A 21,877-nucleotide genomic window follows, 5' to 3' on the forward strand; every position below is an offset into this window, starting at 1 on the left:
GGCGTGGCGCTGCTGCTGGGCGGCCCGGTGCGCGGCCAGGGGCTGGCGCCCGGGCCGGCGGCGGCGTTGGGCGCGCAGGTGGCGGGCTTCGCCGGCAGCGTGCTGGCCACCGCCAGCCGCCGAACCGGCCCGGCCGCCACCCAGGCCCTGGCCCATGCGCTGAGCGACGTGCCGCACCGGCTGCACCGCTGGGGCGATGGGGGGGCCAACCCCTATGCCGGCTTCCTGGCCTGGGCGGACCTGGTGGTGGTCAGCGGCGACAGCGTCTCGATGATCTCGGAATCGCTGGTCACCGCCGCACCCGTCTTCATCGCGACGCTGGGGGGGGAGGGGGCGCGCCACCGCGCGCTGCATGAAAGCCTCTACGCCGCCGGCCAGGCCCGCCCGCTGGCCGAGGCCCCTACCCGTTTCGCCCGCCCGCCGCTGGACGAGGTGGGGCGCATCGCCGCCGAAATCGAACGCCGCTTCGGCCGATGAGGCGAAACCGCCACCCGCCCGCCGGCGAAGCCCGCGGCATGACCCCGATCGCCGCCATGACCCACGCCGCCGTCGCTTCCCCCTGGCCCTGGCCCTGGCTCGACCGCGCCGGCCGGTTTTCCTGGCTGCGCGCCGGGGTGCTGGCGGCCGCCCTGCTGCCCGGCCTGGCGCTGCTGGTCCTGCTCGCCACCGGACAGTATGGCGCCGACCCCTGGAAGCAGGCGACGCGGGACGCGGGAACGCTGGCGATCCGCCTGCTGCTGGTCAGCCTGTTCATCACGCCGCTGCGCCATCTGGCGGATTGGCCGAAGGCGCCGACCCTGCGGCGAATGCTCGGGCTGCTGGCGCTGGCCTATGCGCTGCTGCATCTGGGCCTCTATGCCGGCCATCTGGGCTGGCGGCTGGGCGAGGTCGCCAGCGAGATCGCGCTGCGCTTCTACCTGACGCTGGGCTTCGCCGTGCTGTTGGGCCTGGTGGCGCTGGGGTGGACCTCCACCGATGGCTGGCAGCGCCGGCTCGGTCCGCGCTGGAAGCGGCTGCACCGGCTGGCCTATGGGTTGGCTGCGCTCGGCATCCTGCACGCCTTCCTGCAGGCGAAATCCCGCGCGGATGAGGCGGTGGTGCTGGCCGGCCTCTGGCTGTGGCTGATGGGCTGGCGGCTGCTGCCGGGCTGGGCGCGGGCGCATGGCGGGGCGCTGGCGGGGCTTGCCGTGCTGGCGGCGATCGGCGCGGCGCTGCTGGAATGGGCCTGGTATGCCGCCGCCACCAGCCTGCCGGCCGGGCGCATCCTGGCCGCCAACCTGACGCCCGACCTGGCGCTGCGCCCGGCGCATGGCGTGCTGGCGGCGGGGCTGGCCCTGGCGCTGGCCGCGGTGCTGCGCCGGCGCCTTCGCACGGTGCCGCCGCCTGGCAAGGCGGCCCCCCGCGCACGCCGCCGGGCCGTCTCGCAATCCGGCTGAGCCGCCTTTCCCGGGGCTTGCCCGGCCGCGCCGCTGGCGGCAGTTTCGTGGCAGGACGCCTCGAAGGACCCGCCGCATGACCAGCAGAACCCACCGCATCGCCGTGATTCCCGGCGATGGCATCGGCAAGGAGACGGTGCCGGAGGGGCTGCGCGTGCTGGATGCGGCGGCGCGCCGCTTCGGCTTCGACCTGCAGCTGAAGCACTATGACTGGTCCTGCGAGACCTATGTCCAGACCGGCAAGATGATGCCCGATGACGGGCTGGACCAGCTGCGCGACAGCGACAGCGTGTTCCTCGGCGCCGTGGGCTGGCCCGGCGTGCCGGACCATGTCTCGCTCTGGGGCCTGCTGATCCCGATCCGCCGCGGCTTCGACCAGTATGTCAGCCTGCGCCCCTGCAAGCTGCTGCCCGGCTCCAAGTCGCCGCTGGCCGATCGCGGGCCCGAGGATATCGACTTCTACGTGGTGCGGGAGAATACGGAGGGCGAGTACAGCTCCGTCGGTGGCCGCATGTTCCCCGGCACGGACCGGGAATTCGTCAGCCAGCAATCCATCCTGACCCGCACCGGCACCGACCGGATCATGAAGTATGCCTTCGAGCTGGCGATGACCCGCAAGCGGCGGAAGGTGACCAGCGCCACCAAATCCAACGGCATCACCTTCACCATGCCCTATTGGGACGAGCGCTTCGCCGAGATGGCGAAGAACTACCCGGAGGTGACCACGGACCAGTTCCACATCGACATCCTCTGCGCGCATTTCGTGCAGCACCCGGACTGGTTCGACGTGGTGGTCGGCTCCAACCTGTTCGGCGACATCCTCTCCGACCTCGGCCCGGCCGTCGCCGGCTCCATCGGCATCGCGGCGTCCGCCAACATCAACCCGGAGAAGGCCTTCCCGAGCATGTTCGAGCCGGTGCACGGCTCCGCCCCCGACATCGCCGGCAAGTGGATCTGCAACCCGATCGGGCAGATCTGGTCCGGCGCCATGATGCTGGAACATCTGGGGGAGAAGGCGGCGGCGGACTGCATCGTGCAGACCATCGAGAAGCTGCTGGCCGAGGGCGGCCCGCGCACCCGCGACATGGGCGGCCAGGCCGGCACCGTGGATGTGGGCAAGGCGATCGCGGAGGCGGTGGCCCAGGGCTGACCGGGCCGGGGGGGGGTCAGCCGCGCCGGGCCAGCCCCTCCACCGTCGCCGCATGGTGTTCCAGCACCAGGCGGCGCTTCACCTTCATCGTCGGCGTCAGCAGCCCGTTTTCCACGGTGAAGGGCTCCACCACCGTGCTGGCGCGGATGCGCTCGATCGTGGAGAGCTTGCCGTTCACCCGGGCGACGGCCGCCTGCACCCTGGCCGCGGCGCCTTCCGCCGGCACCAGCAGGGCGACGATGGCGGGGCGCCCTTCGCCGGCCACCACCGCCTGGGCGATCTCCGGCTCCGCCATCAGCAGGCCTTCCAGCTTGGCCGGGCTGACCATGTCGCCGCCCAGCGTCTTGATGAAGTCCCGCTTGCGGTCGGTGATGCGGATGTAGCCCCCCGTGATCTCGCCCACATCGCCGGTGTGCAGCCAGCCATCGACCAGGGCGCGCGCCGTGCTGTCCGGGTCGTTCCAGTAGCCATCCATCACCAGCGCGCCGCGCACGCATAATTCGCCATCCTCGGCGATGCGCGCCTCCACCCCCGGCAGGGGCGGGCCGACGGTGACGCGGCGGTTGGCCCAGGGCGGGTTGACGCTGATGACGGGGCCGGCCTCGGTCTGGCCATAGCCCTGGATCACGGGCAGGCCGAAGGCCAGGAAGAAGCCGGACAGGTCCGGGTCCAGCCGCGCCCCGCCCGAGACCAGCGCCAGCAGCTTCCCGCCGAAGCGGTCACGGATCCTGCTGCCCACCAGCCGGTCCAGCACCGCATGCTGCGCGCGCTCCAGCAGCGAAAGCCGCCCGTCCAGCCGCTTCAGGCCCAGCGCCAGGGCGCGCCGGAACAGCTTTTCCTTGAAACCGCCCTCCTTTTCCACCTGCGCCTCGATGCGCGCGCGGAGCACCTCGAACAGCCGGGGCACGGCGGTGATGACGGTCGGCCGCACCTCCTGAAATTCCGCCGCAAGCCGGTCGGCGCCGCGCGAATAGACCACCTCCAGCCCCAGCGAGGGCAGCAGGAAGCCGCCCACCGTGTGCTCGTAGCTGTGCGACAGCGGCAGGAAGGAGAGATAGGACGTGCCGTCCAGCTGCAGCCGCGTGGCGATGCGCGCCACGCCCTCGCGGTTGGCCAGCATGGCGCGGTGCGGCAGCATCACGCCCTTGGGCAGGCCGCCGGTGCCGCTGGTATAGACCAGGCAGGCCAGCCGCCCGGGCGGGATCAGCTCCGCCTCCGCCAGCAGCGGCGTCGGGTCGGCCGGCATGGCCTGGGTCTGCGCCCAGTCGATGCAGCCCGGCGCGCCCGGCTCCAGGCAGATCATCCCGCCCAGCGTGATGCCGGCTTCCGCCGCCGCCTGGCGCACCCGCTCCGCCAGCCGGGTGGTGGCGACGATGGCGAAGCTGGCGCCGGAATCGCGCAGGATGTGGGTGTGGTCGGCCTGGGTGTTGGTGACGTAGGTCGGCACGGTGACGCCGCCGATCGCCATCACCGCGGTATCGGCGATGGGGAATTCAGGCCGGTTCTCGCTGACCAGCAGCACCCGGTCGCCGGGCACCACGCCCTGGGCGCGCAGGAAGGCCGCGAGCGCGGCGACGCGGGCGGCGAATTCGCCCCAGGTGATGCGCTGCCAGGCGCCGTCGCGCCAGTGCCGCAGCATCGGCCGGCCGTGCCAGTTGCGCGACAGGTCCAGCATCATCTGCGGCAGGCTGTTCCATTCCTGCTGCGCCGCACCCGTCATGCCTGTCCGCCCCCCCGCCTGGTTCGCGCCATGGTGGCACGGGCCGGGGCGGGCGGCCAATCAGGCGGCGCGGATGGCGCCGAGGAATCCGTCCACCCGGCCGCGCAGCGTCTCGGCCTGCCGCGCCAGCTCGGCGGAGGCGCCGCGCAGATTGCCGGCGGCCTGCCCGGTGCGCTCCGCATCCTCGCTGACGCCGGCGGCGTGTTCCGAGGTGGCGGAGGTGTCGCCCGCCGCATCGGCCACGGCGCGGCCGATTTCCTGCGTTGCCTGGGATTGCTGGCCGGCGGTGTCGGAGATCAGGCCGGTGGCCTCGCCCACTTCCTGGATGATGTGGGCGATGGCCGAGATCGCCTCCACCGTGCGGCGGGTCTCGGCCTGCATGGCGGCGATCTGGCCGCCGATCTCCTCCGTCGCCTTGGCGGTCTGCGCGGCCAGCGCCTTCACCTCGCTCGCCACCACCGCGAAGCCCTTGCCGGCCTCGCCGGCGCGGGCAGCCTCGATGGTGGCGTTCAGCGCCAGCAGGTTGGTCTGGCCAGCGATGTCGTTGATCAGCTGCACCACCGCGCCGATGCGGTCCGCCGCCTCCGACAGGCCGCGCACGGTGCGCCCGGCGCCTTCCGCCGCCGTGGTGGCGGCCCCGGCCTTCTCGCTGCCCAGGCGGATCTGCCGCGTCACCTCGGCGAAGGAGGTGGTCAGTTCCTCCGCCGCCGCCGCCACCGTGTTGACGTTGCTGCGCGCCTGCTGCGCGGATTCCGAAACCGCGGCGGCGCGGCGGGTGCCGTTGCGGGCGATGTCGGCCATGCTGGCGGCGGTCGCGTCCAGCTCCGTCGCCGCGGCCGCGACGGTCTGCAGCATGCCCGCCGTCTCCGCCTCGAAGTCGCGCAGCAGCGCCTCCACCCGCTCGGCGCGCTGCATGCGCTGGCGCTGTTCCTCGGCGCGGGCCTCGGCCTCGGCCAGCCGGGCGGCGGAGCCGGCGCGCAGGGTCTCCACCGCGCTCGCCATCTCGCCCAGCTCATCCATCCGGCCGCGGCCCGGCACCGGCACCGCCAGGTCGCCGCCGGCGATGCGGCCGACGCTGTGGGTCAGGGCGCGGATCGGCGTGACCAGGCGCCGCAGCAGCAGCGCCGCGCCGGTGAGCGCGGCGGCGAAGCACAGGCCGGCCAGGCCGAGCGCGATGGCCAGCCCCGTGCGGGCGGCCGCGATGCTGTCCGCGGCGCTGTCCCGCGCCGCATCCAGCGCGGCGTCGCGCAGCGCCAGGATCTCCGCCTGCGCCGGGCGCGACCAGCTGCGGAATTCGGCGAAGCTGGTGGTCCAGGGGGTGTCGGGGGCGGCCAGGCGCTGCCGGGCGGTCTCGACCTGCTTGCGCCAATGCGGCTCGTTGCGCGCCACGAAGCTCGCCCGCTGGCCCTCCAGCGCGGCGGTCAGGCTCGGGGAGGCGGGGGCGGCGGCCAGCAGGCGCTGCACCGAGGTCCAGGCCTGGTCCACCCGCGCCGTCATCCCCTCCGCCGCCTGCACCGTCTGCGGCGTTGGCGCGGTGCCGGCCAGCCAGGCGGAGATCTGCGCGTTGCGGCGCCCGGCATGGTCGCGCATGTCCATGACGGTGGAGGAAGCCTCGATCAGCAGGGCGAGTTCGGGCGCGGTGCGCGCCACCTCCCGCGCCGCGCCGGCGGAGACGCCGAGCAGGGTGGCCACGGCCTGGTTGCGCGCGGCGGTGCCGGCGGCGGGCAGGCCGGCATCGCGGCGGTCCACCGGCAGGGCCAGCGCCTGGTCCACCCGGGCGCGGAAGGCGGCCAGCTGTTCCGCCAGGCGGCGGATCGCGGCGGCGTCCTGCCCGGCGGCGGCGGCGCTGGCGGCGCTCGCTTCCAGCAGGCGGACCGTTGCCGCGGCATCGCCGGCCACCTGGGCACGGTCCGGGTTGGCCTGGCGCAGCACGCTGCTGTAGCCGCCCACCTCCACCGCCAGGGCGCTGACCGCGCGCTGCGCGTCGCTGGCCGCCTGCAGGGAAGCCACCGCCCGCTGGGTCCGGTCCAGGTCGCGCGCCGCGCCCGCCGCCTGCCACAGCGAGGCGACGAGGCCCGGCACGGCGACCAGGCAGAAGCCCAGGATGAACATGGTGCGGATGCGCATGAATCGTGGTCCGGCGTTGGGGTCGGCCGGAGGATGGCCGGTGAACCTTGCCAGAGCATGACCGGGCGCGGTGATTCCCGGCGCGCCGGTTGGCCTGCGGCGCGGCCGGGCTATATGCAGGCTCGTGACCCAGAACCCCGCCCCCACCGCCGATCCGACCCCCGCCCCCCAAGCCGGCGGCAGCAGCCCAGCGCTGCCCGCCTGGGACCTGTCCGACCTCTATGCCGCGCCGGACGATCCAGGCCTGGCGGCGGATCTGGCGCGGGCGGAGGCCGAGGCCCGCGCCTTCCAGGCGGCCCATGCCGGACGCCTGGCCGGCCTCTCCGGCGATGCCCTGGCCGCCGCCATCGCGACCTATGAGCGGATCGAGGAGATCCTCGGCCAGGCCATGTCCTATGCCCAGCTGATCTTCTCCGGCGACGCGCAATCGGCGGAAAACGGCCGTTTCTACCAGACGGTGCAGGAGAGGGTGACGGCGATCAGCAGCCACCTGCTGTTCCTGACGCTGGAGCTGAACCGGCTGGAGGATGCGGTGCTGGAGGCGAAGCTGCGGCAATCCGCGGCGCTCGCCCGCTGGCGCCCCTGGCTGCGCGACCTGCGCGTGTTCCGCCCGCACCAGCTCTCCGACGAGCTGGAGAAGCTGCTGCACGAGAAGGAGGTCACCGGCCGGTCCGCCTGGAACCGGCTGTTCGACGAGACCATCGCCGGCATGCGGGTGGAGGTGGCGGGGGAGGAGCTGACCGTCTCCGCCGCGCTGAACAACCTCTCGGCCGGCGACCGCAGCCTGCGCGCCGCCGCCGCGCGCGGCATCTCGGCCGCCTTCGGCGAGCGGGTGCGGCTGTTCTCCCTCATCACGAACACGCTGGCCAAGGACAAGGAGATCATCGACGGCTGGCGCCGCTACCCACGCCCGACCTCCGCCCGCAACCGCGCCAACATGGTGGAGGATGAGGTGGTGGACGCGCTGGTCTCCGCCGTCTGGTCGGCGCTGCCGCGGCTGTCGCACCGCTACTATGCGCTGAAGGCGCGGTGGCTGGGGCTGGAGAAGCTGCAGCATTGGGACCGCAACGCGCCGCTGCCCGAGGATTCGGACGTCAGCATCCCCTGGGCGGAGGCCGTGGCCCGGGTGCGTGCCGCCTATGGCGCCTTCAGCCCGGAGCTGGAGGGCGTGGCCGCGCCCTTCTTCCAGAAGCCCTGGATCGATGCGGCGCTGCGGCCGGGCAAGGCCTCCGGCGCCTTCGCCCACCCCACGGTGCCCTCCGCCCACCCCTATCTGCTGCTGAACTACCACGGCAAGGCGCGGGATGTGATGACGCTGGCGCATGAGCTGGGGCATGGCGTGCACCAGGTGCTGGCGGCGCAGCAGGGCTACCTGATGTCCTCAACGCCGCTGACGCTGGCCGAGACCGCCAGCGTCTTCGGCGAGATGCTGACCTTCCGCGCGGTGCTGGATGCCGAAGCCGATCCGCGCAAGCGCCGCACCCTGCTGGCCGGCAAGGTGGAGGACATGCTGAACACCGTGGTCCGCCAGGTCGCCTTCTACCGCTTCGAGACGCTGCTGCATGAGGAACGCCGCCAGGGCGAGCTTTCGCAGGAGCGGATCGGCGAAATCTGGATGCAGGTGCAGACAGAAAGCCTCGGCCCGGCCTTCGATTTCTCTCCGGACTACAGCGTGTATTGGGCCTATATCCCGCACTTCGTGCACACGCCCTTCTATGTCTACGCCTATGCCTTCGGGGATTGCCTGGTGAACGCGCTGTACGGCGTGTTCCGCGAGGGGCATCCGCGCTTCCAGGAGAAGTACCTGGACATGCTCCGCGCCGGCGGCACCAAGCGGCACCAGGAGCTGCTGGCCCCCTTCGGGCTGGATGCCTCCGACCCTGCCTTCTGGAACAAGGGGCTCGACGTGATCGCCGGCTTCATCGACGAGTTGGAACGCGACGTGCAGGCCAGCCAGGGCACCGCCGCCCCGGCGCTGCCGCAGACCGGGACGGGCTGACGCCATGGCCGATGATCGGCGTGAATCGACCCTGTTCGGCGAGATGCGGCGCATGGTCCGCACCTCCGGCGCCGTCGGCGGCATCGCCGCGCGGGTGGCCGGGGAGCGCTTCCTCGGCCTGAAGACCGACAAGGCCGCGCATGCGGAGGATCTGAAGCAGGTCCTGGGTGGGCTGAAGGGCCCGTTGATGAAGGTGGCGCAGTTCCTCTCCACGGTGCCGGAGGCGCTGCCGGAGGAATACGCCCAGGAACTGGCGACGCTGCAATCCAACGCGCCGCCCATGGGCTGGTCCTTCGTCCGCCGCCGCATGCAGGGCGAACTTGGCCCCGCCTGGCAATCCCGCTTCACCCGCTTCACCCAGGAAGCGGTGGCCGCCGCCAGCCTCGGCCAGGTGCATCGCGGCACCCTGCCGGATGGGCGGGAGGTGGCCTGCAAGCTGCAATACCCGGACATGCCGAGCATCGTGGAGGCCGATCTGCGCCAGTTGAAGATGGCGCTGAACCTCTACCGCCGCATGGACAGCACGCTCGACAACGCCGAGGCCTACCAGGAACTCTCGGCCCGGCTGCGGGAGGAGCTGGATTATGAGCGCGAGGCCAGCCACATGCGGCTGTACCGCGCCATGCTGGCCGGCACCCCGGGGGTAACGGTGCCGGAGCCGGTGGCGGAACTCACCACCAAGCGCCTGCTGACCATGACTTGGCTGGAAGGCCGCCCGATTCTCCGCCGGCTGGAGGAAGACCCGCCGGAGGAGGAGCGCAACGCCTATGCCCGCGCCCTGTTCCGCGCCTGGTACGTGCCGTTCTACCGCTACGGCGTGATCCACGGCGACCCGCATCTGGGCAACTACCAGGTGCGCGAGGATGCCGAGGTGGGCCATGGCGTGAACCTGCTGGATTTCGGCGTCATCCGCATCTTCCCCGCCAGCTTCGTCTCCGGCGTGGTGATGCTGTACGAGGCGGTGCGCGACGACGATCGGGAGAAGGCGGCCGAGGCGTACCGCATCTGGGGTTTCCGGAATCTGTCCAAGGAGACCATGGAGGTCCTCAACCTCTGGGCGCGCTTCCTCTACGAGCCGCTGGTGGAGGACCGGGTGCGCCCGATCACCCCCTCCGAGGACCCCAGCTACGGCCGCAAGGTGGCGCAGACGGTGCATGAGGGCCTGAAGCGGACCGGCGGGGTGAAGATCCCGCGCGAATTCCCGCTGATGGACCGCGCCGCGATCGGCCTGGGCAGCGTGTTCTTCCGCCTGAAGGCGCAGGCGAACTGGCACCGGCTGTTCATGGAACTGGTGCACGACCATTCGGAGGCCGCGGTGGCCGAGCGCCAGCGCGCCGCCGTCCTGGCCGCCGGCGTGCCGGACAGTTTGGTGGGCTGAACGCCCCCCCCCCGGGGGAGAGGGGGGGCGCCGCAACCTCAATCCAGCGTGGCGCCGGACGCCTCCACCAGCCCCTTCCAGAACTGCTCCTGCTGCTGCAGGTAGCGGCCATAGGCGGCGGGGCTTTCATCCACCACCGGGGTGAAGCCCAGCGGCTCCATCCGCTGCCTGAAGTCGTCGGAGCGCGCGACCTGCGCGATGGCGTCGTACAGCCGCTGGATCACCGGCCCGGGCGTGCCGGCCGGGGCGTTCACCGCGTACCAGCTCTGCATGTCGATGCCCTGGCCGGGCAGCAGCTCGCTCATCCCCGGCACGCCGCGCAGCTCCGGCACATAGGTCACACGCGCGGCGGAGCCCACCGCCAGCGGGCGGAAGCGGCCGGAGCGGACATGCGGCATCAGCGCCGGGATCACGTCGAACATCATGTCGATGGTGCCGGCCAGCAGGTCCGTGATGGCCGGGCCGCCGCCGCGATACGGCACATGGGTGATCTCCATGCCGGCCGCCGCATTGATCCTGGCCAGCGTCAGGTGGCTGACCGCGCCGGTGCCGGAGGAGCCCATGGTGATGCCGCCAGGGTCGCGCTTCGCGGCCGCCACCAGCTCGGCGAAGCTGCGCCAGGGGCGATCGGCGTTCACCACCAGCAGCACCGTCCCCGTCGTCACCCGCGTGATCGGCGCCAGATCCTTCAGCGGGTCGAAGGGCATGGAGCGGCGGAACAGGAACTTGTTCGCCGCCAGGATCGTCGCCGTGCCGAGCAGCAGCGTGCTGCCATCCGGCTGCGCCTTGGCCACGGCGTCGCCGCCGATATTGCCGCCGGCGCCGCCACGGTTGTCGATGGTGACGGGCTGGCCCAGCAGCGGCTGCAGCCGCTCCGCCAGCAGCCGCCCGGTGATGTCCACCGCGCCGCCGGGCGGGAAGGGCACGACGATGCGGATCGGGCGCTGCGGGAAATTGCCCTGTGCCCGGGCAGGCGCGGCCAGCGGCAGGGCCGCCGCGGCGCCGAGGAGAAGGCGGCGGGTGGGAAGGGGCGTGTTCATGCGCGGATCCTTGGAAAAACGGGGGGGCTTCTAGCCCGGCAGCAGCCTGGCACTCAACGCCACGCTCGGCGCGGCAGCCAGTGCCGCCTGCATCGCCGCCGCCTCCGACCAGCGCGCGGCGCCATCCAGGCGCCTGGCCTGCCAGTGCAGCGTCACCTCGGCCGGGTGGAAGGGCCAGGGGCTGATGCGCAGAACGCCGTCCGACTCCGCCAGTTCCAGCTTCGTCCGCCCGCCATCCGCCATCGGTGCCCGGCCGACGCCGCCCATGGTCTCGATCCCGCCGCAGACCGCGAGGCTCAGCGCATCCGTCACCGCCACCAGGGCGGAGGCCGTCTCCACCCGCGCCGGGCTGGCGCCGAGGCCTGCGGCCAGGTCGCGTTGCAGCACCGCCTGCGTGTCCAGGTAATGCGCCACGGCCTCGGCATCCGCGGGGTCGAGCTGGTGGCGATCCGTGTAGCTGCCGTAGATCAGGCTGCCATGCCGGCTGACCAGCAGCGCCACCCAGGGCCCCCAGGCGGCCAGCGCCCGGGCCACGCCATCGGCCCACATCGGCGCATGGTGGCTGGCGCCGACGGCGCGGAAGACATGCGGCAGGCCGGTCGAGGGGTCCAGCGTCGGCGCGGTTTCCCAGCCCATCCAGGCGACATCGTGCTGGGCGCAGGCGGTCACCACCTCCTCGAAGGGGTCGGGCAGGGCGAAACCGGGCGCGCCCCAGGCGCGGGCCATCTGCCCCGAGACCAGGGCATGCATGGGCTGGCTCACCGCCAGCCGGGATCCGTCGGGAAGCGTGCGCAACAGCATGGGCGCAGCATGGCGCGCCCGGCGCCGGGCGGGAAGGCCGCAACCGAATCACGGACGCGAAACCTCGCGCCTGGGCAACGTCCTTGCAAGACCTGAACATCACCTGCATATCGCCGGGGCTTTGTCCGGGCAGGTAAGGGGGTCTTGATGCGCGTTGCGGTGTTGCGCGAACGGCGCGGGGGCGAAACGCGGGTCGCCGCGACGCCGGAGACGGTGAAGAAGCTGCTGGCGCTGGGCTGCACCGCGGCGGTCGAGACCGGCGCCGGCCTCGCTTCCGGCTATCCGGACGTCCTGTATGCGGAGGCCGGCGCCGAGATCGCCCCGGATGTCGGCGCGGCGCTGGCCAATGCCGGCCTGGTTCTCAAGGTGCGCGCCCCGCTCGGCACAGGGGAGGGTGAGGTGGATGAACTCGCCCTGATCCCGCGCGGCGCGATCCTGGTGGGCACGCTGGCGGCCACCCGCGCCATGGCCGAGGTCTATGCGCAGCTGGGCATCGAGGCCTGCAGCATGGAATTGCTGCCGCGCATCACCCGCGCGCAGTCGATGGACGTGCTCTCCTCCCAGGCCAACCTGGCCGGCTACCGTGCGGTGGTGGAGGCGGCGGGCGCCTTCGACCGCGGCTTCCCCATGCTGATGACCGCCGCCGGCACCATCCCCGCCGCCAATGTGTTCATCATGGGCGCCGGCGTCGCCGGGCTGCAGGCCATCGCCACCGCGCGGCGCCTGGGCGGCCGGGTTTCCGCGACCGATGTGCGGCCGGCGGCGAAGGAGGAGATCAAATCCCTCGGCGCCAGCTTCGTCGGCTACGAGGATGAGGAGAGCAAGGCGGCGCAAACCGCGGGCGGCTACGCCAAGCAGCTCTCCGCCGATTTCTACGCCAAGCAGGCGGAGGTCGTCGCCGGCCACATCGCCAAGCAGGACATCGTGGTGACCACCGCCCTGGTGCAGGGCCGCAAGGCGCCCACCCTGGTGACGGAGGCGATGGTCGCCTCCATGAAGCCGGGCAGCGTGATCGTCGACATCGCCTCGGACGCCGGCGGCAATGTCGCCGCCACGGTGCCGGGCGAGGCGATCACCACGGCCAATGGCGTGAAGATCCTCGGCTACCGCAACTGGCCGGGCCGCATCGCCGGCGCCGCCTCCGCGCTCTATGCCCGCAACCTGCTGACCTTCCTGACCACCTTCTGGGACAAGGACGCGAAGCGTCCGGTGCTGAAGGAGGAAGACGACATCGTGAAGGGCGTGCAGCTGACCCGCGGCGGCGCCGTGGTCCACGCCTCGCTGCCCGCGGCCTGAGGAGATCGCGCCATGAACCCGCAACAGATCGCCATCGAGGCCGCGTCGATTTCCGACCGCGCCGCGCTGCTGGCGGAACATGCCCGACAGCTGGCGGAGGCCGCCGCCCCCGTCGCCGCCGCGGCGGAGCCCTTCCTGCTGCTGCTGACCATCTTCCTGATGGCCTGCTTCGTCGGCTACTACGTGGTGTGGAACGTGACCCCGGCGCTGCATTCGCCGCTGATGGGCGTCACCAACGCCATCTCCTCCGTCATCGTGGTCGGCGCCATCCTGGCCACCGGGCTGTCCGACAGCATCGCCGCCAAGATCTTCGGCTTCATCGCCGTGACGCTCGCTGCCGTGAACATCTTTGGCGGCTTCATGGTGACGCGGAGAATGCTCGCGATGTTCAAGAAGAAGGGCGGCTGAGCCATGGCACAGACCCTTTCGACGCTGGCCTACCTGGTCGCGTCGGTCCTGTTCATCATGGCGCTGCGGGGGCTCTCCAACCCCGAGACCAGCCGCCAGGGCAACCTCTTCGGCATGGTCGGCATGGGCATCGCCGTGGTCGCGACGCTGCTGAAGCCGGGCATGGGCGCGGGCGGCATCGCCATCGTGCTGCTGGGCCTGGCGATCGGCGGCACCATCGGCACGGTGCTGGCGCAGCGCATCCAGATGACCTCCCTGCCGCAGCTCGTCGCCGCCTTCCACTCCCTGGTCGGCATGGCGGCGGTGTTCGTGGCGGCGGCGGCGTTCTACGCGCCGGAGAGCTTCGGCATCGGCGTGCCCGGCAACATCAAGGGCGCCTCGCTGGTCGAGATGTCGCTCGGCCTCGCCATCGGCGCCATCACCTTCTCCGGCTCCGTCATCGCCTTCGCGAAGCTGGATGGCCGCATGTCCGGCGCGCCGATCATCTTCAAGGGCCAGCACATGCTGAACGCGGCGCTGGGTGCGCTGCTGCTGGTGCTGGTGATCGCCTTCGTCGCCACCGGCTCCCCGGTGCTGTTCTGGCTGATCGCGCTGCTGTCCTTCGCGCTGGGCTTTCTTCTCATCATCCCGATCGGCGGGGCGGACATGCCGGTGGTCGTCTCCATGCTGAACAGCTATTCCGGCTGGGCGGCGGCGGGCATCGGCTTCACCATCGGCAACCTGCTGCTGATCGTCACCGGCGCGCTGGTCGGCGCCTCGGGCGCCATCCTGTCCTACATCATGTGCAAGGGCATGAACCGCAGCATCATCAACGTGCTGCTGGGCGGTTTTGGTAGCGATTCGGGTGCGGCTGCCGGCCCGGGTGCGGGCAATGCGGACCGTGCGCCGGTGAAGGCCGGCTCCCCCGAGGACGCCGCCTACATCATGAAGAACGCCCAAAAAATCATCATCGTGCCGGGCTACGGCATGGCGGTGGCGCAGGCGCAGCAGGTGGTCCGCGAAATGGCCGACCTGCTGAAGAAGGAAGGCGCGGAAATCTCCTACGCCATCCACCCCGTTGCCGGCCGCATGCCCGGCCACATGAACGTGCTGCTGGCCGAAGCCAATGTGCCCTATGACGAGGTGCATGAGCTGGAGGAGATCAACGCCGAATTCGCCGAGGCCGACGTGGCCTATGTCATCGGCGCCAACGACGTGACCAATCCGGCGGCCAAGACCGACAAGACCAGCGCCATCTACGGCATGCCGATCCTGGATGTGGAGCGCGCCAAGACCGTGTTCTTCGTCAAGCGCGGCATGTCCAGTGGCTATGCCGGCGTGGAGAACGAGCTGTTCTTCCGCCCGAACACCATGATGCTGTTCGGCGATGCCAAGAAGGTGACCCAGCAGATCGTGCAAAGCCTGCAAAAATGATGCGGGGCTGGTGAAACGCCGCGCCGGCGACGGCGCGGCTGCCTTCGCCGGGGCGCGGCCGGACCGGCGAGGACGAGACGAGGCCGCGCATGATCAACGAGACCCTCTCCCTGCCCGATTTCAAGACGCTGCCGGCAGGCCACCAGAGCGCCTTTCGCGTCGAATCGGTGCGGGTCGAGACGCTTCCCAAGAACTTCATGATGTTCAAGCTGACCGCCGGGAAGGCGCAGGCGACGCAGTGGGGCATCAGCCCCTGGTGGTCGCCGGTGATGCCCTTCAAGGAGGATGACGAGGGCGCGCTGGGCCGCTTCGAGCAGGCCCGGCTGAACGGGATCGACCTGAGCGCGATGGTCCGCTTCATGTCCGCCGTCTGCATCGACTGGAACGACCTCGACAATTTCGTCCAGGTGAAGCTGAAGGATGAGTGCCGCGCCTTCTGGGGCCTGTTCGCGCCGCAGAAGAAGTTCAGCGCCACGGCCACCACGGCGACCGGCCGTGCCGAGCAGCGGGCGAAGGAATACAGCGTCAGCAACGGCGCCCAGCTGCCGCCCGACCTCGGCGTGCTGGAGGCCTGGCAGCTCTACGTGCCGAACCTCAAGGAATCGGACATCAGCCGCAGCGGCGTGATCCCGGCGCATGACATGCACGCGCTGGCCATCCATTTCGGGCTCGCCTGAAGGGCCGCCCCGGGGGGCTGGGGGCGGGTCAGCCCGCGGCGGCAGGCAGGCTTCCCATCGCGGCAGCGAAGGCTTCCAGCGTCTGGTCGACGTCGCGCGGCGCATGCGCCACGGCGATGTAGTACTTGCTCTCCCCCTTCAGGATCCCGCCCGCCCGCAGCCTGTGGTTCACATGCGCCTGCAGCGCGCGGTCGGCGCGCAGGGTGGCGCGGTAGTCCGGCACCGGGCCGTCGGTGAACACCAGGTCGAACAGCGGCGGCTCGCCCACCACCTGGCCCGGGATGCCGGCCCGCGCCACCAGTCCCGAAAGGCCCTCCATCAGCGCGCGGCCGGTGGCGAAGGCGGCCTCGTAGGTGCCGGGCCGGCGCAGGATCTCGAGCGTCTTCAGCCCGGCGACCGCCGCCACGGGGTTGCCGGACAGCGTGCCGACCTGCATCAGGAAGCCGGCATCGCCGACCAGGGCGCGGTCGAAATGCGCCATGATGTCGGCCCGCCCGGCCACCGCCGCCAGCGGGAAGCCGCCGCCGATGATCTTGCCCAGGGTGCAGAGGTCCGGCGTCACGCCGTAGTAGCTCTGCGCGCCGCCATAGGCGAAGCGGAAGCCTGTCACCACCTCGTCGAAGATCAGCACCAGGCCGTGCCGGGTGCACAGCTCGCGCAGCCCTTCCAGGAAGCCCGGCGCCGGCGGGATCAGGCGCTGCAGGGGCTCCACGATGATGCCGGCGATCTCCTCGCCCTGCGACTCGACCAGCCGCGTCACCGCCGCGAGGTCGTTGAAGGGCGCCACCAGCACGTCATCGGCCACGGATTTGGGGATGCCGGCCGAATCGGGCACGGGGCGCGGGAAGTTCGCCAGGTGCTTCGGCGCCAGGCTCATCAGCCCGTGGTCGGACATGCCGTGGTAGCCGCCCTCGAACTTCAGGATCTTGTCGCGGCCGCGGAAGGCGCGGGCCAGGCGCATGGCGTAGAGGTCCGCCTCCGTCCCCGATCCGACGAATCGGAGCTGCTCCGCGCAGGGCAGGGCGGCGACGATCGCCTCGGCCAGGGCGATGCCGTGCTCGTTATTGGCGAAGAAGGTGGTGCCGCGGTCCAGCTGTGCCCGTACCGCCTCATCCACCTCCGGATGGCAATGGCCCAGGAACATCGGGCCGGAGCCCAGCAGGAAATCCACGTATTCGCGGCCGGCGACGTCCCAGACGCGGCCGCCGCGCCCCTGGCGCAGGATGATCTCGGCGGGAAAATTGCCGAAGCTGCCGGCGGGCAGCACCCGCCGCGCGCGCGCGATCAGCGCCTGTTCCGCATCCCCGAACCCGTCCATCGCCGCTTCTCCTGCATCCGGATGCAGTAGACGCGCCCGTGTGCGGTGCGGAAAGCCCCCAGCAGGCGCACAGCGCGAAGCCGCGGCTGGCGGGGGCTCGGCCCGCACCGCGGTTGTTCGGCTTGTTGCGGCTGCCCCCTGGGGGGCGGCACCCGCCGGGGAGGGCGGGTCTACGGGGCGTCGGCCCCGATCATCCGGATCCGGCGGGCTTGTGGGCGCGCCGGCGGACCTTCAGAAGCCTTCGCGTTCCAGCCGCTTGCGCTCCACCTTGCGGGCGCGACGCACGGCTTCAGCGGCCTCGCGCGCGCGGCGCTCGGACGGCTTCTCGTAATGGCGGCGGAGCTTCATTTCACGGAACACACCCTCACGCTGAAGCTTCTTCTTCAGCGCCTTCAGGGCCTGGTCGATGTTATTGTCGCGGACGACGACCTGCACGCGATGGAACCTCCTGGTTCGGGTGTGATGGCGGGACGAATCGGGGTAGAGGGAAAGCGGAGTCGCGCCGGCGGCCCGGGCAACCACCCGGGCCTCCAACGCGAAGGCCGCAGCCTTAGCATGGTGACCGCCTTGTGCGAAAGACCCTCCCGCACCGGCCGGCACGCATTACCTTGACCACGCGATCCTGCCACATCCGCTTCGGGGAAGCGACCCGCCACCATGGCCATCCTGAAGATCGCCCGCATGGGCCACCCGGTGCTGATCCGCCCGGCCCTGCCGGTGGAAGACCCGACGGCGCACGAGATCCGCCGCCTCGTCGCCGACATGGCGGAAACCATGGTGGACGCCGCCGGCCTGGGCCTGGCCGCGCCGCAGGTCCACCAGGGGCTGCGGCTTTTCGTCTGGCGCGGTGGCGCCGGCAACATCCTGGCCATCATCAATCCGGAGATCACCCCGGTGGGTGACGCGGTGGAGGATGGCTGGGAAGGCTGCCTCTCGATTCCCGGCCTGCGCGGCGCCGTGCCGCGTGCCGCCCGGGTGCATTTCACCGGCTGGGACATTGCCGGCCAGCGCATGGAAGGGGAGGCCGCGGGCCTGCCCGCCCGGGTGATGCAGCACGAGGCCGACCATTTGGACGGCGTGCTCTATCCCATGCGCATGCCCGACCTCTCCCGCCTCGGCTTCACCGAGGAATTGCAGCGCGCCGCCCCGCCCGAGGAGACCGCCCGATGATCGAACGCAGCGAGGATCGCGACCAGGCCGTGCAGGCCGCCCTGCCGCATGTGCCCGCCCTGGGCTGGACCCGCGCCGCCCTGGGCGCGGGCCTGCGCGACCTGGGCCGGGACCCGCTGGAGCAGGACTGGCTGTTCCCGCGCGGCCCGGTGGAGGCCATCGAGTGCTGGCTCGACCTGGCGGACCGGCAGATGGAGGAAGCGGCGCCACCGGAGGCGATGGCCGCCTTGAAAATCCCCCGCCGGATCCGCCACCTGCTGCTGCTGCGCCTGCAACAGGCCCGGCCGCACCGGGATGCGGTGCGCCGCGCGCTGGCGCTGCAGGCGCTGCCCTGGAATCTCGGCTCCGCGATGCGGACCGCGGCGCGGACGGCGGATGCGGTCTGGGCGGCGGCGGGGGACACCTCGGCCGATTTTTCCTGGTACACGCGCCGCGCCACGCTGGCCGGCATCTACGGCGCGACTCTCGCCTTCTGGTTGCAGGACGAAAGCGAGGAGCAGGCGGAAACCGCCGCCTTCCTCGATCGGCGGCTGGAAGGACTGGCGCGGTTGCAGCGCGCGAAACCGCGCGGCTGAGCCGGCGTTGTGGCCCTGCAACGGATCGAGGCAGGGCACATGAAGGGCATTCTTCTCTGGATGGTGGGGCTGCCCATTCCGATCATTATCGTTCTGTATCTGATAGGTGTGCTGTGAACTTGTGATGGCGTCACAGCGCGCTGGCATTTCGCGCCGGATGCTGTAGAAATCGGACCCAGGGGATGCCGGGGCGGGCCGGGGGGCCCGGCCGCGCCGATCGGCCCGCGCAGCGGTGGTTGCGCCGGGGTCGTCGATGCGGCAGGCATGGCGTCTCCAGGGGGAGTCCCGCGCCATGCGTCGCACCATGTCTGTCCGCCTTCTGCTTGCCGGCGTGGCCCTGGCCCTCGCCGGACCCGCCGTGGCCCAATCCTGCATCCAGGGCAGCGAGCGCACCGCCTTCGAGGTCCGTGCCCTGCAGAGCCAGCTGATGGTCGCGGCGCTGACCTGCCAGCGGGATGGCGACTACAACGCCTTCGTGCGCAAATTCCAGGGCGAGCTGGGCGGCGCCTACAACACCATCCGCACGCATTTCCGCCGCACCGCCGGCGGCGGCCACCAGCGCGCGCTGGACGGCTTCATCACCCATCTGGCGAACGAGCATTCGCAGGACGGCATCCGCCAGGGCTCGCGCTTCTGCCAGAATATCGGCCCGCTGTTCCAGGCCGCGCTGGCGCAGTCCAACGCCTCCGCCCTCGCCGACATGTCGATCGAGCGCAACGTGCTGAACCCCTTCGCCGCGCCGGCCTGCGCCGATCGCGCGCCGGCCTCGGCCCCCAACCGCCGCCGCCCCGCCGCCCGCACCCGCACCGCCGCCGCGCGCTGACGCGGCGATGAAGCGCTTCTGGGACGAAGCGCGCGTCGCGGAGACGGAGGGCGGCTTCGCCGTCCTGCTCGATGGGAGGCCGATGCGCCTGCCCGGCGGTGGCCCCCTGGCGTTGCCCGGCCAGCGGCTGGCGGAAGCGGTGGCCGCCGAATGGCAGGCCGCCGGCGGCGCCAAGGGCGGCACCATGCGGCCGGAAGACGTGCCGCTGACGCGCCTGGCCGGCACCGCGCTGGAACGCGTGGCCGCCGCCGAGGCCGGCACCGTCGCCGCCATCGCCCGCTATGGCGAGACCGACCTGCTCTGCTACCGCGCCGAAAACCGCCATCTGGCGGCGCGCCAGGCGGCGGAATGGGACCCCTGGCTCGGCTGGTCCGCCCGCGCGCTCGATGCGCCGCTGCGCGTCACCACCGGGCTCATGCCGGTGTCCCAGGCGCCCCAGGCGCTGGCCGCGCTGCACCGCGCCGTGGCCGCGCATGACCGATTCGGCCTGGCCGCGCTGGGCGTCGCCGTGCCGGCGCTGGGCAGCCTGGTGCTGGGGCTGGCGGTGGTCGGCGGGCATCTGGCGCCGGAGGAGGCGCATCGCCTGTCCTCGCTGGAGGAGGATTTCCAGGAGGAGTTCTGGGGCGTCGACCCCGATTCGGCCATCCGCCGGGGCCACCACGCCGCCGATGTGGCCCTTGCCGCACGGCTGATGGCGCTGCTGGCCGCATGACCGTCCGTCTGCTCCGCATCGAAGGGCGGGTGCAGGGCGTGGGGTACCGGGACTGGCTGCGCCGCCAGGCCCAGGCGGCCGGTCTTTCCGGCTGGGTGCGCAACCGCCCGGATGGCAGCGTGCAGGCGCTGCTGGCCGGGCCGGCCGCCGCCGTCGCCGCCACCGAGGCCGCCTGCCAGCGCGGCCCACTGCTGGCGCGCGTCACCGCCGTGCAGGGCGAGGCGGCCGAGGCGCCGGCCGGGGCCGGCTTCCACAAGCTGGCGGATGGTTGAGCCGGGGCGGATTGCTGCACCGCCGAAAAACCTTGTTCGGCCGGCGAATCCGGCCTATCTCTCCGCGCGTCGGCGGGTCAGTTTCCCGCCGCGCCCCGGCCGCGTGAGCGGGCCATGTGACGCAGCCCCGGATTGGTGGCGCGGCACGGGAAGGCCCGGACCGGGGCGCTGCCCCGCCAACCTCTCTACAGGTGATGGCGGGGATTTGCGGACAACATCGGACCGGCCCCGGCACGCGGGTTGGCCCACCGCCACCCACTGCCCGCGCCATCGCCGGGCGGCATGACCGGACTCGATCTTTATCATGAGCTTCAGTGAACTCGGCCTTTCCCCGCGCATCCTCCAGGCGCTGGTGGAGGAAGGCTACACCACCCCCACGCCGATCCAGCGCGACGCGATCCCGCATGCGCTGACCGGCCGCGACATCCTGGGCATCGCCCAGACCGGCACCGGCAAGACGGCCGCCTTCGGCCTGCCGCTGCTGCACCTGCTGGAAGAATCCAAGGGCCGCCCCCCGCGTGGCGGCTGCCGCGCCCTGATCCTGAGCCCGACGCGCGAACTGGCCAGCCAGATCGCCGACAGCCTGAAGGCCTATGGCCGCCATCTGGGCCTGACCGTCTCCGTGATCTTCGGCGGCGTGCCGCATGGCCCGCAGCGCCGGGCGCTGGCGAACGGCATCGACATCCTGGTGGCCACCCCGGGCCGGCTGCAGGACCACATGGATGAGGGCTCCGCACGGCTCGACATGGTGAACGCGCTGGTCCTCGATGAGGCCGACCAGATGCTGGACAAGGGCTTCTGGCCCGCCATCCGGCGCATCCTGCCGAAGCTGCCGGCCAAGCGGCACACCATGTTCTTCTCCGCCACCATGCCGGCCGAGGTGGCCAAGCTTTCCGCCGAGATCCTGCGCGACCCGGTGCGGATCGAGGTGGCGCCGGTGGCCACGACGGCGGAGCGCGTGACGCAGCGCCTGGTGGTCATCGAGCAGGGCCGCAAGCGCGGCAAGCTGGCGGAACTGCTGAACGGCGAGGGCGTCGGCCGCGCCCTGGTCTTCACCCGCACCAAGCACGGCGCCGACAAGGTGGTGAAGAACCTGGAGGCCGACGGCATCTACGCCAACGCCATCCATGGCAACAAATCCCAGGGGCAGCGGGAGCGTGCGCTGGCGGACTTCAAGTCCAACCGCGCCCCGGTTCTGGTGGCCACCGACATCGCCGCCCGCGGCATCGACGTGGATGGCGTGACGCATGTGATCCAGCACGACATGCCGGACACGCCCGAGGCCTATGTCCACCGCATCGGCCGCACCGCGCGCGCCGGCGCCTCCGGCATCGCGGTGGCGATGTGCGCGCCGGATGAGCGGGAGAAGCTGTGGGCGGTGGAGAAGCTGATCCGCATTTCCATCCCGGCGAGCGACGAGCGGCTGGATGTCTCCGTGCCGATGCACCGCACCAGCGGCCGGCCGGATGCGGTGAAGCCGGCCGGCGGCGCCGGTCGTGGCGGCCGCGGCCAGCCCGGGCGTCGCGGTGGCGGCGGCGGCGGTGGCGGGCAGGGCCGCGGCG

21 protein-coding genes are annotated in these 21,877 nt (G+C 71.9%); 15 read left to right on the plus strand and 6 right to left on the minus strand.

The features are described from left to right. From HEQ75_RS25065 to HEQ75_RS25075, 3 genes are all read left to right on the plus strand, one after another. Nucleotides 1–477: ELM1/GtrOC1 family putative glycosyltransferase (locus HEQ75_RS25065; RefSeq protein ID WP_209318770.1), on the plus strand; the 477-nt coding region annotated here is incomplete at its 5' end. Between the two features lie 38 nt (nt 478–515). Further along, complete coding sequence (locus tag HEQ75_RS25070) at nt 516–1,436, plus strand: protein-methionine-sulfoxide reductase heme-binding subunit MsrQ (RefSeq protein WP_235962118.1); 921 nt, start codon at nt 516–518, stop codon at nt 1,434–1,436. 76 nt (nt 1,437–1,512) lie between these two features. After that, entirely contained in the window at nt 1,513–2,586 is a 1,074-nt protein-coding gene (locus tag HEQ75_RS25075) for a tartrate dehydrogenase (protein WP_168034869.1), read from the plus strand. 16 nt (nt 2,587–2,602) lie between these two features. Here HEQ75_RS25075 and HEQ75_RS25080 read toward each other — a convergent pair whose 3' ends face one another. Next, nucleotides 2,603–4,306: an AMP-dependent synthetase/ligase gene (locus tag HEQ75_RS25080; RefSeq protein WP_168034870.1), complete on the minus strand. Its 1,704-nt coding sequence runs from the start codon at nt 4,304–4,306 to the stop codon at nt 2,603–2,605. A gap of 60 nt (nt 4,307–4,366) precedes the next feature. Further along, nucleotides 4,367–6,433 (minus strand): methyl-accepting chemotaxis protein, encoded by a 2,067-nt coding sequence (locus HEQ75_RS25085; protein ID WP_168034871.1) that lies wholly within the window; start codon nt 6,431–6,433, stop codon nt 4,367–4,369. 124 nt (nt 6,434–6,557) lie between these two features. On the opposite strand from HEQ75_RS25085, the gene HEQ75_RS25090 reads away from it, so the two are divergent. Then, nucleotides 6,558–8,432 carry a M3 family oligoendopeptidase gene (locus HEQ75_RS25090; protein ID WP_407925908.1) on the plus strand — a complete coding sequence of 625 codons (1,875 nt, stop codon included), beginning with the start codon at nt 6,558–6,560 and terminating at the stop codon, nt 8,430–8,432. Between the two features lie 4 nt (nt 8,433–8,436). Continuing rightward, nucleotides 8,437–9,810 carry an ABC1 kinase family protein gene (locus HEQ75_RS25095; RefSeq protein ID WP_168034872.1) on the plus strand — a complete coding sequence of 458 codons (1,374 nt, stop codon included), beginning with the start codon at nt 8,437–8,439 and terminating at the stop codon, nt 9,808–9,810. A 38-nt stretch (nt 9,811–9,848) separates the two neighbouring features. Here the strand turns inward: HEQ75_RS25095 and HEQ75_RS25100 are convergent, their stop codons facing one another. After that, nucleotides 9,849–10,850, minus strand: coding sequence for a Bug family tripartite tricarboxylate transporter substrate binding protein (locus HEQ75_RS25100; protein WP_168034873.1), 1,002 nt, complete (start codon nt 10,848–10,850; stop codon nt 9,849–9,851). A 30-nt stretch (nt 10,851–10,880) separates the two neighbouring features. Beyond that, entirely contained in the window at nt 10,881–11,651 is a 771-nt protein-coding gene (locus tag HEQ75_RS25105; protein WP_268887813.1) for a DUF3891 family protein, read from the minus strand. Between the two features lie 147 nt (nt 11,652–11,798). On the opposite strand from HEQ75_RS25105, the gene HEQ75_RS25110 reads away from it, so the two are divergent. The 4 genes from HEQ75_RS25110 (at nt 11,799) to HEQ75_RS25125 (ending at nt 15,445) form a co-directional block, all read left to right on the plus strand. Continuing rightward, nucleotides 11,799–12,947: an NAD(P) transhydrogenase subunit alpha gene (locus tag HEQ75_RS25110; RefSeq protein WP_209318771.1), complete on the plus strand. Its 1,149-nt coding sequence runs from the start codon at nt 11,799–11,801 to the stop codon at nt 12,945–12,947. 12 nt (nt 12,948–12,959) lie between these two features. Further along, the gene (locus tag HEQ75_RS25115) at nt 12,960–13,355 is read left to right on the plus strand and encodes a proton-translocating transhydrogenase family protein (protein ID WP_168034876.1); all 396 of its coding nucleotides are present in this window, start codon (nt 12,960–12,962) and stop codon (nt 13,353–13,355) included. Between the two features lie 3 nt (nt 13,356–13,358). Then, a complete protein-coding gene (locus HEQ75_RS25120; RefSeq protein WP_168034877.1) occupies nt 13,359–14,768 on the plus strand; it encodes an NAD(P)(+) transhydrogenase (Re/Si-specific) subunit beta in 1,410 nt (469 codons plus the stop codon). 89 nt (nt 14,769–14,857) lie between these two features. Continuing rightward, nucleotides 14,858–15,445, plus strand: coding sequence for a hypothetical protein (locus HEQ75_RS25125; protein ID WP_168034878.1), 588 nt, complete (start codon nt 14,858–14,860; stop codon nt 15,443–15,445). 28 nt (nt 15,446–15,473) lie between these two features. Here the strand turns inward: HEQ75_RS25125 and HEQ75_RS25130 are convergent, their stop codons facing one another. Together HEQ75_RS25130 and rpsU are read right to left on the minus strand one after the other, a co-directional pair. Next, nucleotides 15,474–16,763 (minus strand): aspartate aminotransferase family protein, encoded by a 1,290-nt coding sequence (locus tag HEQ75_RS25130; protein ID WP_168034879.1) that lies wholly within the window; start codon nt 16,761–16,763, stop codon nt 15,474–15,476. A 231-nt stretch (nt 16,764–16,994) separates the two neighbouring features. Then, a complete protein-coding gene (gene rpsU / locus HEQ75_RS25135) occupies nt 16,995–17,198 on the minus strand; it encodes a 30S ribosomal protein S21 (RefSeq protein ID WP_007006360.1) in 204 nt (67 codons plus the stop codon). Between the two features lie 222 nt (nt 17,199–17,420). On the opposite strand from rpsU, the gene def reads away from it, so the two are divergent. From def to HEQ75_RS25165, 6 genes are all read left to right on the plus strand, one after another. After that, entirely contained in the window at nt 17,421–17,933 is a 513-nt protein-coding gene (gene def / locus HEQ75_RS25140) for a peptide deformylase (protein ID WP_168034880.1), read from the plus strand. Beyond that, on the plus strand, nt 17,930–18,508 hold the full coding sequence (locus tag HEQ75_RS25145; protein WP_168034881.1) for a COQ9 family protein: 579 nt from the start codon (nt 17,930–17,932) through the stop codon (nt 18,506–18,508). The genes def and HEQ75_RS25145 overlap by 4 nt, the downstream gene beginning before the upstream one ends. 304 nt (nt 18,509–18,812) lie before the next feature. Further along, complete coding sequence (locus HEQ75_RS25150; protein WP_168034882.1) at nt 18,813–19,331, plus strand: hypothetical protein; 519 nt, start codon at nt 18,813–18,815, stop codon at nt 19,329–19,331. Between the two features lie 7 nt (nt 19,332–19,338). Further along, entirely contained in the window at nt 19,339–20,043 is a 705-nt protein-coding gene (locus tag HEQ75_RS25155; protein WP_168034883.1) for an ATP12 family chaperone protein, read from the plus strand. Then, entirely contained in the window at nt 20,040–20,315 is a 276-nt protein-coding gene (locus HEQ75_RS25160) for an acylphosphatase (RefSeq protein ID WP_168034884.1), read from the plus strand. The genes HEQ75_RS25155 and HEQ75_RS25160 overlap by 4 nt, the downstream gene beginning before the upstream one ends. A gap of 304 nt (nt 20,316–20,619) precedes the next feature. Further along, nucleotides 20,620–21,877: DEAD/DEAH box helicase (locus tag HEQ75_RS25165; RefSeq protein WP_209318772.1), on the plus strand; the 1,258-nt coding region annotated here is incomplete at its 3' end.

This window comes from Falsiroseomonas selenitidurans, assembly GCF_012103215.1.
In the GTDB taxonomy this organism is placed as follows: domain Bacteria; phylum Pseudomonadota; class Alphaproteobacteria; order Acetobacterales; family Acetobacteraceae; genus Falsiroseomonas; species Falsiroseomonas selenitidurans.

Coding starts and splice junctions, on each gene's coding strand:
- HEQ75_RS25070 (WP_235962118.1), top strand. CDS start 516: ATGACCCCGATCGCCGCCATGACCCACGCCGCCGTCGCTTCCCCCTGG.
- HEQ75_RS25075 (WP_168034869.1), top strand. CDS start 1,513: ATGACCAGCAGAACCCACCGCATCGCCGTGATTCCCGGCGATGGCATC.
- HEQ75_RS25080 (WP_168034870.1), bottom strand. CDS start 4,306: ATGACGGGTGCGGCGCAGCAGGAATGGAACAGCCTGCCGCAGATGATG.
- HEQ75_RS25085 (WP_168034871.1), bottom strand. CDS start 6,433: ATGCGCATCCGCACCATGTTCATCCTGGGCTTCTGCCTGGTCGCCGTG.
- HEQ75_RS25095 (WP_168034872.1), top strand. CDS start 8,437: ATGGCCGATGATCGGCGTGAATCGACCCTGTTCGGCGAGATGCGGCGC.
- HEQ75_RS25100 (WP_168034873.1), bottom strand. CDS start 10,850: ATGAACACGCCCCTTCCCACCCGCCGCCTTCTCCTCGGCGCCGCGGCG.
- HEQ75_RS25105 (WP_268887813.1), bottom strand. CDS start 11,651: ATGCTGTTGCGCACGCTTCCCGACGGATCCCGGCTGGCGGTGAGCCAG.
- HEQ75_RS25110 (WP_209318771.1), top strand. CDS start 11,799: ATGCGCGTTGCGGTGTTGCGCGAACGGCGCGGGGGCGAAACGCGGGTC.
- HEQ75_RS25115 (WP_168034876.1), top strand. CDS start 12,960: ATGAACCCGCAACAGATCGCCATCGAGGCCGCGTCGATTTCCGACCGC.
- HEQ75_RS25120 (WP_168034877.1), top strand. CDS start 13,359: ATGGCACAGACCCTTTCGACGCTGGCCTACCTGGTCGCGTCGGTCCTG.
- HEQ75_RS25125 (WP_168034878.1), top strand. CDS start 14,858: ATGATCAACGAGACCCTCTCCCTGCCCGATTTCAAGACGCTGCCGGCA.
- HEQ75_RS25130 (WP_168034879.1), bottom strand. CDS start 16,763: ATGGACGGGTTCGGGGATGCGGAACAGGCGCTGATCGCGCGCGCGCGG.
- def (WP_168034880.1), top strand. CDS start 17,421: ATGGCCATCCTGAAGATCGCCCGCATGGGCCACCCGGTGCTGATCCGC.
- HEQ75_RS25145 (WP_168034881.1), top strand. CDS start 17,930: ATGATCGAACGCAGCGAGGATCGCGACCAGGCCGTGCAGGCCGCCCTG.
- HEQ75_RS25150 (WP_168034882.1), top strand. CDS start 18,813: ATGTCTGTCCGCCTTCTGCTTGCCGGCGTGGCCCTGGCCCTCGCCGGA.
- HEQ75_RS25155 (WP_168034883.1), top strand. CDS start 19,339: ATGAAGCGCTTCTGGGACGAAGCGCGCGTCGCGGAGACGGAGGGCGGC.
- HEQ75_RS25160 (WP_168034884.1), top strand. CDS start 20,040: ATGACCGTCCGTCTGCTCCGCATCGAAGGGCGGGTGCAGGGCGTGGGG.